The sequence below is a fragment of the Pseudoalteromonas sp. SG41-1 genome (assembly GCF_014164575.1).
In the GTDB taxonomy this organism is placed as follows: domain Bacteria; phylum Pseudomonadota; class Gammaproteobacteria; order Enterobacterales; family Alteromonadaceae; genus Pseudoalteromonas; species Pseudoalteromonas rhizosphaerae.
This window is the reverse complement of the sequence record NZ_JACJFL010000004.1, coordinates 168,288-180,015: the sequence shown is the minus strand read 5'-3', so window position 1 is coordinate 180,015 and position 11,728 is coordinate 168,288. Positions and strand designations below refer to the sequence as shown.

The window sequence follows — 11,728 nt, the reverse complement described above, 5'->3', positions numbered from 1 at the left end:
GACCCACCTGACCCCATGCCGAACTCAGTAGTGAAACGAAACAGCGCCGATGATAGTGTAGCATTTGCTATGTGAAAGTAGGACATTGCCAGGCTCCAAATAAGAGAAACCCGTTACAGCGATGTGACGGGTTTTTTGTTGTCTGCAGGAAAGTGAAAATGCAGGTTCGAGGTGAAAGGTAAAAGGCATCAGGTAAAAGGAAAAGAATAAGCGCCTAATGCCGACCTATACATTTGCTATGTGGCTCTCTACCGCTGTGGGCACTATGACATCACCAAGCTCCAAATTGAGAAAGCCGCTTCAGAAATGAAGCGGCTTTTTTACGTCTGTAGGAAAGCTAATGGCTTTGAGCTGTCAGCAGCGCAGTGTTATACCAATCGACTTAAATATTTAACCATTCTAGCGAGCTAAATAAAGCGCTAACTGCGTTATAATTTTTTCAAGTAGAACAACTATATGTCAAAATTTACGCCTTGTTATCACTGTATTTATCTGTCGCTATAAATGGTCAGTAACTTAACACGATTGGTATTTGTGGTACTGAGTTTGATTATGATGCTGACCCGCACAGTAAATTGGTACCACACTAAATCACAAGCTGATGATTAATCACTGTTTGCAGAGGGCTGCATGATTGCAGCCCTTTAATTATTCAGGCCTAACACAGTTAGCATTGCATATAGCCGCTGAAGATAGGCTTATTATCCAGCGTTCATGTTATTAACTTGCTGATAAAAATACGGTTAGCTTATCGCCTACTTTTAAGCGATCGCTTGAAAGGCTGTTCCATTGTTTTAGCTTAGTGATGCTGACTTTGTAATGGTTGGCTATTTTCCACAAGCTTTCGCCAGATTTAACCTTATGCTCTATTTGCGTATCGGCTAACTGCGGTAGCACTAATTTTTGACCAATACGTATGGTACTATTTTTCAAATTATTAAATGCTTTTAGTTGGCTTAAAGTTACTTTGTAGCGCTTAGCGATCACGCTCAAACTATCGCCACGCTTAACTGTATAATGTTGCCATTGGCTGTAGTCGTTAGAATCTTGATCAGCAATCATAGTCTCAAATTGCTTTTGCTCACTAGCAGGAACGACGAGATGCGGTGCATCAATAATCGCCGGAAAGCGAATGACCCCGTAGTTTAAGGGCTCTAACTGTTGCCATTGGGCTTTATTATCTAAAATAACTGAGCCAGAAATGGCTATTTTGGCAATTGCATCTTTATTTGCTATTGCAGGGAACGCCATTTTTTGGCTTTTTAATAATTGTGCCGCAGCAAGTAGTTTAGGTACATACTGACTGGTTTGCTGAGGGAGTTTTAAACTGAAAAAGTCAGTTGGTTTACCTTGCTTTTTATTGTTGCTGATCGCTCTAAGTACACGGCCTTCACCTAAGTTATAGGCTGCTATAGCGTGATACCAATCACCATCAAAGCGTTTGTATAAGTACTCCATAAAATCCAGAGCAGCGCGGGTACTGTCGATCACATCTTGGCGGCCATCGTACCAAGGGCTAATTTTTACCTTAAAGTACTTAGCAATGGCAGGCGTTAATTGCCAAAGCCCAGATGCATGCTTGTGCGAATAGGCACTGGCATCAAAGTCACTTTCAATTAGCGGCATTAACGCTAATTCTATGGGTAAGTTCCGTTTTTCAACCTCTGTGACAATATAATAAAGGTAAGGCTCAGCACGGCGACTAATTTCATCCATATAGTTTGGGTGAGATAAATACCATGCAATGCGTTGTTGCACATCTGGGTGGCTAGAATTGGAAAATGTAAGCTGCGCTCGGATGCGTTGCCACACATCATCGAGTTCCTGAGGACTTAAGGGAGCTATTTGCTCAATATTTTCGTTTTGTTCTTTAACAACAATATTTGGGTTAGCCTTAATATCAGGTTGTGAAGATGGTTGTTCGGGTGTGGTTTCACAACCGGATAAAATAACAACCAATGGCAGAATGCGGATAAATCGATTTAAAGACACGTACTAAACTACTCCGAAAATATAAATGCGGTTAACCTAAATCAGGCTAGCTTAACATAGCGTGAGTTAAGAATGACTTGTAGTTGAATTTAACTGTCCCTTAAATTGCTCTTTATAGCGACGCGATAAGTTAAGTACTTTGCCGGTTGTAAGTTTTACTTCACTGTCTCCGCTCGGTAGTGGCGTGATTGATTCAATCGCATCTAACCGAACGCCATGGGAGCGATGAATACGGCAAAACCCTTGCGGTTCTAACTGAGTTATAAGTTGGCTCATAGTTGCACGTAACGGGTAAATTCTTGCATCAATATGTAGATTTACATAATTACCGCTAGATTCAAGCCAGTCTATTTGTGCTACGCGGACAATAAATTCTTTTCCCAGTTTTTTTACCAGTAGTCTATCGAAATTTAAATTTTCAGGCGTATCTTCGCCTTGTCTGATCGGTGCTGCTTCACCACTTAATTGGCTCACTACATATTGATAGGTTTTAATAACAGCAATTAAAAATAAGAACCCCCACAAGTCTTTGCGGTATTCATAAAGTAATTCAAACCACACTAATCCAAAGTCATATTGCATATCTTGTAAGGTGTAAATGAGCTTGCGAATAGCGACCATTACAGCAATATGCAATAACGAAAAAGCAATACTAGCGAGTAGATAAAGCAGTAATGAGCGGGGGATTTTTTGCCAATTAAAAGGCTGGGTTTTTAATAGCCTAACTAAAGCGGGAAACAACAACAAGGTGCCAATAGCGCTGGAATATTCCCATACAAACGGCTCCCAGATCATAAATGGGAGTTCGCCATCTCGCTGGGCTTCCATAATGTTTGAGCTGGCATTTATAGTATTGTTGATAAAAATATAACTAGATAAAAATAATGCCGCATACCATCTCTGGTAGCGCTGAAAATGCGTTAAGGAGATCATTATTATTGTTACTCTTTAAAAGACCATAATTAGACTAGCAAGATAGTGATAGATCACCAAACTTATCATCCCTGATATCCACCGTTTATCCCTACTGACTGTTTTATCAGCCTTTTCTGATTGCTTAACGCAGATTGTTGTTCATATTTGTTATTAATTAGTCGTAAGCTAAATCTACCATGAAACTTAAAATAGTAATTAAAAACACAACACGTACGCTATTACAGCCATGGCTAAATGTATTTAATCAGCATGATGAACTGCCAAAGCGCCGTTATGATCTTGATTGGCTACGGGTGATTGCGTTTGGTTTATTAATTTTTTATCACACCGGCATGTTATACAGCCAAAACTGGGGATTTCATTTTAAAAGCCAGTATTTGTCTAGCAGTGTTGAAAATGTCATGTTGTTACTGTCACCGTGGCGAATGGGACTAATCTGGTTTATTTCAGGAGTAGCGCTGCGCTTTATTATTGCGCGCTTTAGTTTAGATATGTTTTTAATTACGCGCAGTGTAAAAATATTACTGCCTTTATTGTTTGGCATTTGGTTTATAGTGCCGATTCAGCTTTATGCGCAAATGAGCCAAGAGGTTGGTTTAGCTATGAGCTTTTGGCAGTTCTACCAGCAGTTCTTTGATTTAACTAACCCTTTATTTAATCACTACCAAGCAGGTATTTGGCCACATGTTGATGTAAACCATCTTTGGTACTTGCGTTCGTTATGGCAATTTACTTTATTGCTGGTGTTAATGATACCGCTGCTTCATCACGCTACTGTGCAAGCAATAATGACGCGTTTATGTGAGCGATCGTTAGTTATTGTTTTTATTGTATTGCTATTGCCGCTGTGTATTTTAAAACTGAGCTGGCCGAGTGATACATTCCGATACCCCATGGGCGCGTTGTTTTTACTTTACGGTTACTTGCTTGCTTGGCAGCCTGCATTTTACAGCCAACTGCTACGTCACTGGCAGGCGTTATTAGTGGTATTCATTTTAGGTTATTTAGTTGTCGTGCTGGGTTATCACATGATTTGGCAAAACCCAGCTACGAGCCAATGGCAAATTACCAGCATGGATATGCTGTATACCGCGCAACGATTAGTGGGTGTGATGTTAATGCTGGCATTAGCAAAACGCTTTTTGAATCACGATCACCCTAAATTAGCGTTATTAAACTCAGCCGTATTTCCGTTTTATCTATTACATCAAAGTGTAATTATTGGCCTTGCCTTTTATTTGTCGAAGCTGCAATTAGGTGGCTTTGAAGAGCCATTACTTATACTCAGCCTCACTTTCATTATTTGTTGGTTGGTGTTTATTAGTGCGCGTCGTATCGATCTATTAAGCCCATTTATAGGGATTAAAGTCACAGGTAAATATAAAGCATGGCAAGTTAAAGCGGGCTTTTGCTACGGACTTATATTGGTAAGCCCACTGATCTTTAAGTTAATTTAACCAAACACGCATCTAAAGCATGCGCCTTGTGGTTTTGGTACATAAATTAAATCACCGCCGTGGTTGAGCATAATTTGCCTTGATAGGCTCAAGCCAATACCTGATCCTTGTTGTTTAGTGGTGAAAAATGGTACGAAGATCATATCCACCACATGTTCGCTGATGCCTGGGCCATTATCGCTCACTTCAACATAGAGTTGTTGGCTGGCGTTTTGTGCCAAGCTGAGCTTGATGTTTGGCTGAGCGGGGCTTTGCGCGTTATATTTTTTGTTGCTGCTTAGCACTTCAAATGCGTTCTTTATAAGATTTACTAATACTTGCTCTATTTGACTACTGTCTAGCATCACTAATTGCTGGCTTTTAATTGTAAGTTCTATATTGATTTGCAGCTCACGCGACTGTTGTTGATGCAAGGTGACAATACGCGCTAGCATATCGGCTAAATTTTCAGGCGCTAAATTAGGTTTAGGTAAGCTGCTAACTTGGCGAAAACGAGCAATAAAGTCGCCTAAATGTGCCGTTCTTGATGCTAAGGTGCTTAGTGCAAGCTGTAAGTCTTGTTTATCTTCAATATCAATAAAACACAGTTCTTGTGGCAGTAAATTGCTGCACGTATCAGCTAACGATGAAAGCGGGGTAATAGAGTTGGCAATTTCGTGCGTAAGTACTTTAGTTAGGCGTTTATACGCTTGTTGTTCTTTGAGTTGTAGTTGGTCATGAATTGATTGTAGGCTTACTACGCGACGCACTTTGCCTTGTATTTCGGCGATACTGAGTTGGATAGAAAGCGTGTCGTGCTGCTCGCCATTTTGCCAATAGGTGGTGCTGCGCATATTGTTCTTGGCGTTCAAAATTAGTTCACCAACAGCGCCTAATTCTCGTAGATGCTGGAAGCTTTTACCCAGTAGTTTGCTGACTGCTGGGTTTGATTCAATCACTTTGCCGTTGTCGTCACATACCATAACCGCTAAATCAACATGAATAAGCAGTGCTTGCAAAAACTGCGCTTGTTGTTCGGCATTAAAGCGTGCTGTTTGCATTTGCGTTTTTACTTGCTCAAATTGTTGGCGCATTGGATGTTGTTGGCCAAGACCTAAGGTGCTGTCGCCATTGGCTAAGGCGCGGATCACCATTTCTGCTTGTTTTTGTTGGCGCTTAAAGAGCGTAAAAATATGCGTTATCAAGGCCGCAGTGACTAATATAATTAACAGCGAAGTTGCTGAAAGCCCATTATTTTGTAATAGATAACTAACGAGTGCGCTGGCGCTAATAAGTGCCACAATATTAATAGTTAATAATAAATGAGGGCGCATTGTTATAGCCCATACTTTTCAAGACGGCGATACATAGCACCACGCGTTAACCCTAAGGCTTTGGCCGCATGGCTAACATTACCTTGGTAATGTGTTAGCGCTGCACGCACAGTGCGCTGCTCGAGCATCTCAAGATCAAAGGTGTCGTATGCCTCGTTGTCATTGGTGGTTGTATGATTAGTAGCACCAGCACTACCAATCACTGAGCTAACATCAAGATTATCGCCATCACTTAAAATAACAGCCCGCTCAATAGCATGAGCAAGCTCGCGGACATTGCCTGGCCATGCATATTGACAAAGTAAGCTCATATCATGTGTTTTTATGGTTAAGTTGCGCTTGTACTTTTGTGCGAAATGATTGAGGTAATAATCTGCTAGCAGTGGGATGTCATCACTGCGTTCACGTAAAGCCGGTAAGCGAATTTCAACAGTGTTGATCCGATACAATAAATCTTGACGAAAACGCCCCTCTACGACGGCTTGATCAAGGTTATCATTAGTGGCACAAATAAGGCGTATATCAATATCAATCGCTTTGCTGCCGCCAACAGGTGTAATTTTGCGGTTTTGTAATGCGGCAAGCAGTTTAGCTTGATGCTCAAGGGGCAAATTGCCTAGTTCATCTAAAAATAAACTTCCGCCTTGGGCGAGCTCAAATTTACCAATTCGATCGCTTTTGGCATCGGTAAATGCGCCTTTTTTATGGCCGAATAGCTCACTTTCAAATAGGTTCTGTGCCACAGCACCCATGTCTAAACTCATAAAGGTTTGATTATGGCGCATACTTGCTTGATGAATGGCATGCGCGGTGAGTTCTTTACCTGTGCCGCTTTCGCCGGTGATCAGTATATTGGCATCAGTTTGTGCGGCTTTTTCAATGGTGGTGAATACCTGCTGCATAGCGGCGCTTTGACCTAAAAACTCAAATGGCTGATTATTGAGTACTTGATTAAGGCCGTCCTTTTGACGGGTAAGCTTACCCACTTGCTGTTTGTCTTTGGCATGTGAAAAAGCCGCCGCCACAGCCCCAAGTAGTTGCTCGTTTTGCCAAGGTTTAGCAATAAAATCAGATGCGCCTGCTTTAATAGCATCCACCGCGAGTTGAATGTCGCCGTAGGCGGTCATTAACAAAACAACGATATTAGCGTCTTGCTCGATGATTTTTTTTAACCAATAAAAACCTTCTTTGCCGCTGATGGAGTCTTGGGTAAAGTTCATGTCGAGTAAGATCACATCAATTGGCTGATCAGCTTTGCGTTGCTCGTTAATGATGCCTGCAATTTCAAATGGGTTGTCAGTGGTTTTAACGCTTTGATAATGCTGCTTTAGCAATAACCGTGCGGCGATTAGAATATCGGGGTTGTCATCAACGATTAAAAGCGAGCCTGTGTGTTTCATGATTTTTATTTTTATAGAGTTTTATTTAGCCTAAAACAAAAAAGGAACAGTGTCCATAAATGGACGTTTATAAAATAAAAAAGTGTTCTATTAACGGACACTACAAACATAATAATAATTTCATTTAATTATAAGGTATTGAATTTTAATGTTAAATAAAGTTGGCACAGCGTTTGTAATAACTATCGGTAATTAGTTTATTAAACCTGTATCAAGGTGGCCAACATGGATAAGAAAATAGAACGCTCATTTACCCAAAAGTATTTAAAGAAATTCACCTTTGCAGCATTGGCATTGGGTGTTGCTGCCGCTGCGTATGGGTTTACACAAACAGGTAATACAGGTCGTAGCCAGAATATTGAACGCAGTAGCTTAACCGTTAGCACGGTGAAACAAGGTGCATTTAAAGATGCCTTAAGTTTACGCGGTCAAGTGGTACCAAAAACCAGTATTTACCTTGATACCATCGCCGGTGGGCAAGTTGAGGAGCGTTTAGTGGAGCAAGGCGAATATGTTGAGAAAGGCCAACCACTAGTGCGTTTGAGCAATACCAACTTACAACTAGATGTAATGAGTCGCGAAGCCCAAGTAACTGAGCAGCTAAATTTTTTACGCAATACGCAAATGACTATGGAAACCAGCCGGTTAAATTTACGCCGTGACTTATTAGAAATAGAGCTAAAAATTACGCACCTCACCCGTCGTTTACAGCAAACTAAACCTTTGGTTAAAAGTGGCGTATTAGCGCAGGAGCAACTTGCAGAGTTAGAAGAAGATTTAAATTATTACCACGCTCGTAAAGAGCTCACGCTTGAGCGCCAAAAGCAAGAAAACTCAATCCGTGAGGTGCAAGTCGCACAGTTATCAGACAGCGCTAAAATGCTTGAAAAAAACCTGCAGTTTGCGCGTCGAAATCTCGACAATTTATTAATCAAAGCGCCTGTTTCAGGCTACCTAAGCGAGCTTGATGTGGAAATTGGTGAATCTAAAAACAGTGGCGCGCGATTAGGCCAAATTGATATTCCAAATGAATATAAATTAGTGGTACGCCTTGATGAGTTTTATTTAAACCAAGTACAGCGTGACATGACCGTGATGATTGAACTTGAAAGCGGCACTGTGAACGCCAAGGTGAGCAAAATTGATAGCCGCGTACAGCAGTCGCAATTTCAAATTGAAGTGGATTTACCAAGTAATACCAAAAGCATTAAGCGCGGGCAAAGCATTGATATTGAGTTAATGCTGGGGGGTGACAAAAACAATGCTCTACTGCTTAAACGTGGCGCCTTTTTTACCAACTCGGGCGGTAACTGGGTTTATGTTATTGAGCAAGGCGGTGATAAAGCAGTGCGTCGTGATATTCGCTTAGGCAAAAAGAATCAAAACTATTTTGAAGTGCTTGAAGGGCTCAATGCTGGGGAGCAAGTGATTACTTCTAGCTACAGTAACTTTGATAAAGCACAGCAACTACAATTTTAAGGAAAATAACAATGATCAAACTAACTAATTTAAGCCGCGTATTTCGTACTCAAGATGTTGAAACAACAGCGCTAAGTAACATTAACTTAACCGTAAACGAAGGTGACTTTTTAGCGATTATGGGGCCATCTGGCTGTGGTAAATCAACTTTGCTGTCTATTTTAGGTATGTTGGATTCACCAAGTGCAGGTAGCTTTGATTTTGCTGGAACAGACATCGCAGGGTACAGCGAAAAGCAATTGTCGGAGCTACGTAAAGCATCAATCGGTTTTGTATTTCAGAGCTTTAACTTAATTGACGAGCTAACTGTATTTGAGAACGTAGAGTTGCCGTTACAGTATCAAAAAATATCAAAAAGTGAGCGCAAACAACGCGTTGAAGCCATTTTAAAGCGCGTAGGCATTGATCACCGAGGCGAGCATTTACCACAGCAGCTTTCGGGTGGTCAGCAGCAACGGGTAGCCGTGGCGCGTGCATTAGTGATTAATCCTAAACTAATTTTAGCCGATGAGCCAACCGGTAACCTCGATTCTAAAAATGGTGATGAAGTCATGGCTATGTTGCGCGAGCTAAACCGCGAAGGCACCACAGTAATTATGGTGACCCACTCAGAGAAAGAAGGTGCATATGCTGACCGTTTAGTACGCTTACTCGACGGCCAAGTGATGCTTGACAAAGCGAATGTTGTGCAGCAAAGCGCTGCTGAGGTTGCTTAACATGTTTATTAATTATTTAGTGACAGCCCTACGGGCATTTAAACAGCAAAAACAACATTTTTTACTTAACATCATTGGCTTAAGTGTTGGTTTAGCTGCGGCTATTTTAGTGGCCATGTTTGCCTTTAATGAAGCTTCTTATGATGAACAGCAACCTAATGCTGATCGCGTGTATCGTGTATATCAATATTTCCCATCACTTGGAATGGGAGCACCAGTTGTCAATAAAGATGTGATCGCGTCTTTTAAAGACATGGCTGAAATTGAAGACATACTCTCACTTGATTTGGTTCCGCCAGGCTCTGAGTTTGTTCGTGATGGCGTTGGTTACAAATTAGAAAATGTGCTTGCGGCGCGTAGTAACGTGACTGATTTTATCAATATCGATATTGCAGCTGGGGATCTGGCAAAAGTACTTGCAACGCCAAATATGATTGCACTCAGCGAGCAGTATGCAATACGGATTTTTGGTAGCACAGCTATTATTGGTGAAACTTTAATACAGGGAAATAAGCGTTGGCAAGTCGGTGCTGTGTTTTCTGATTTACCTGATAATACGCACTTCTTTTTTCAAGCATTAATTAAAGAGCCACCTGCAAATAATAACTTTCAAAATAACAATGGCTATACATATATCCGGGTTACTCCTGACGCTGATGTTGGCAAGCTTGCTAAAGCTATTGAGCATCGCTATAGAGAAGTTGTTTATAAAGATTCTGAGTATGATTCAGCCCAGCTTACATTACACCCCTTAACTGCTTTGCATTTAACCGCAAGCTCTAATTTTGAAATGAAAATGAATGGCTCGCTTTCAACGCTGCGTATTTGTATTGGTTTGAGTATTTTATTAGTACTGCTAGCGGCTTTTAACTTTATCAATATGAGTATTGCGCAATCTGCAAAGCGCGCAAAAGAAGTCGGTGTTCGTAAGGCCCTTGGTGCGAGTAAGACACAAATTGTTTGCCAGTTTTTAGTTGAGTCATTACTTATAACCGTTATTGCAGCACTGATAGCATGCATGTTGGTTGAATTATTAACACCAGCTTTTAACCAATTAGTTGATCGTCAGCTAGCGCTTAATTACAGCTCAGCCTTAGGTGCAGCAATTGCCGTTGTTACCTTATTGGTTGGTTTGCTTGCAGGGATTTATCCTGCGATGTTTATGTCGGCGTTTAGTGCTAAGCGTGTACTTAGTGGTGACATGCAACGCGGCCGCACAGCCATTGCCGTTAGAAAAAGTTTATTAGTTTTACAGTCTGCGTTGTCGGTCGCACTGATCATTGCCGCCTTATTGTTACAACAGCAGCTGGCACATTTGCAGTCACTCCCTGTTGGTTACGCAAAAGAAGGCAAGCTAATGATCAGTGATATTGACGCAGGAGATATATTCTATAACCAAAACAATGTGCTGTTAGATCGCATTAACGCTATTAATGGTGTGAAACAAGCCAGCGTAATAGATATTTCACTAACCGGTGCTTATAACTCGTCTCGTACATTTACGGCTGATAACGGTCAGTTTACTAAACAAACTTTACCCTTTATTGGTGTGGGTAATGATGCTGTGAGTGCTTTGGATTTATCACTGGTAGCTGGGCGTGACTTTAGTGCAAAAATGGGGGCTGATTGGTTTAATAAAGTCAGTGATACTCAAGCTACCGCGTCAGCAATATTGACCGAATCTTTAGCTAAACAAGCGGGCTATGTAACTGCAGAAGATGCAATTGGTAGTATTTGGCGCACAGACACAGGTTACGGCCAAGAACTTACCATAACGATTGTTGGCGTTGTTAAAGATATAAAAGTAGGTAGCGTTAAAGATACGCAGCCCTCAACCATCTTCATTTGCGGTTACACCAGCAGTTGGGTTGGTAGAATTATCGTTAATCTGGATTTAACACAGCTCCCGCATATAAAGTCACAGCTTGCTAGCATCTTGGCCGAAACACTTGATATTTATGACCCAAAAATAGAAATGATGGCTGACAATTATCGTGCGCTTTATCGTAATGATGAACGTGCCACTGAGTTTGTCACTTTATTCTCTGGCTTAGCTGTCTTCTTAGCGTGTGTGGGGACCTTTGGTTTAGCGTCATTCTCGGTATTACGCCGCCAAAAAGAAGTCGCGGTGCGTAAAGTGCTTGGCGCATCACGCATCAGTATTATGAATCTACTGGCGAAAGAGTTTTTGATTTTAGTCGTGGTTAGTGTGGCCATAGCATATCCGCTTACTTATTGGCTGGTAGGAGATTGGTTGGCTAATTTTAATGAGCGTGTTGATCAAGCTATGTGGGTTTACTTAATTGCTGCACTAAGCGTGGCTGCTATTACTTGGCTTACAGTTGCCAGTCTTGCTTTTAAAGCCGCCAGTACAAGACCTTCGTTAACATTAAGGTATGAATGATAACTAGCACAGAACCCTACTTAAGGCCTAT

Annotated in this window: 8 protein-coding genes; 4 read left to right on the top strand and 4 right to left on the bottom strand. The window is 41.3% G+C overall.

All coding sequences use genetic code 11. The features are described from left to right. Window positions 1-720: 720 nt before the first annotated feature. Together H5203_RS05155 and H5203_RS05150 are read right to left on the bottom strand one after the other, a co-directional pair. Window positions 721-1,992: a LysM peptidoglycan-binding domain-containing protein gene (locus H5203_RS05155; protein ID WP_182819454.1), complete on the bottom strand. Its 1,272-nt coding sequence runs from the start codon at window positions 1,990-1,992 to the stop codon at window positions 721-723. Window positions 1,993-2,058: 66 nt separating this feature from the next. Then, complete coding sequence (locus H5203_RS05150) at window positions 2,059-2,922, bottom strand: LytTR family DNA-binding domain-containing protein (RefSeq protein WP_182819459.1); 864 nt, start codon at window positions 2,920-2,922, stop codon at window positions 2,059-2,061. A 182-nt stretch (window positions 2,923-3,104) separates the two neighbouring features. Here H5203_RS05150 and H5203_RS05145 point away from each other — a divergent pair, with 182 nt between their 5' ends. Further along, on the top strand, window positions 3,105-4,385 hold the full coding sequence (locus tag H5203_RS05145; RefSeq protein ID WP_182819453.1) for an acyltransferase: 1,281 nt from the start codon (window positions 3,105-3,107) through the stop codon (window positions 4,383-4,385). On the opposite strand, the gene H5203_RS05140 is transcribed toward H5203_RS05145, so the two are convergent. Together H5203_RS05140 and H5203_RS05135 are read right to left on the bottom strand one after the other, a co-directional pair. Then, complete coding sequence (locus H5203_RS05140) at window positions 4,382-5,698, bottom strand: PAS domain-containing sensor histidine kinase (RefSeq protein ID WP_182757851.1); 1,317 nt, start codon at window positions 5,696-5,698, stop codon at window positions 4,382-4,384. The two genes, H5203_RS05145 and H5203_RS05140, sit on opposite strands and share 4 nt — an antisense overlap. Before the next feature lie 2 nt (window positions 5,699-5,700). After that, the gene (locus H5203_RS05135; RefSeq protein WP_182819452.1) at window positions 5,701-7,098 is read right to left on the bottom strand and encodes a sigma-54 dependent transcriptional regulator; all 1,398 of its coding nucleotides are present in this window, start codon (window positions 7,096-7,098) and stop codon (window positions 5,701-5,703) included. A 225-nt stretch (window positions 7,099-7,323) separates the two neighbouring features. Here H5203_RS05135 and H5203_RS05130 point away from each other — a divergent pair, with 225 nt between their 5' ends. From H5203_RS05130 to H5203_RS05120, 3 genes are read left to right on the top strand one after another with little or no spacing between them, the layout of a single operon-like run. Beyond that, window positions 7,324-8,577: an efflux RND transporter periplasmic adaptor subunit gene (locus H5203_RS05130; protein ID WP_182730663.1), complete on the top strand. Its 1,254-nt coding sequence runs from the start codon at window positions 7,324-7,326 to the stop codon at window positions 8,575-8,577. 11 nt (window positions 8,578-8,588) lie between these two features. Next, complete coding sequence (locus H5203_RS05125) at window positions 8,589-9,293, top strand: ABC transporter ATP-binding protein (protein ID WP_182730664.1); 705 nt, start codon at window positions 8,589-8,591, stop codon at window positions 9,291-9,293. A 1-nt stretch (window position 9,294) separates the two neighbouring features. Continuing rightward, complete coding sequence (locus H5203_RS05120) at window positions 9,295-11,697, top strand: ABC transporter permease (RefSeq protein WP_182730665.1); 2,403 nt, start codon at window positions 9,295-9,297, stop codon at window positions 11,695-11,697. The last annotated feature ends 31 nt before the right edge of the window (window positions 11,698-11,728 follow it).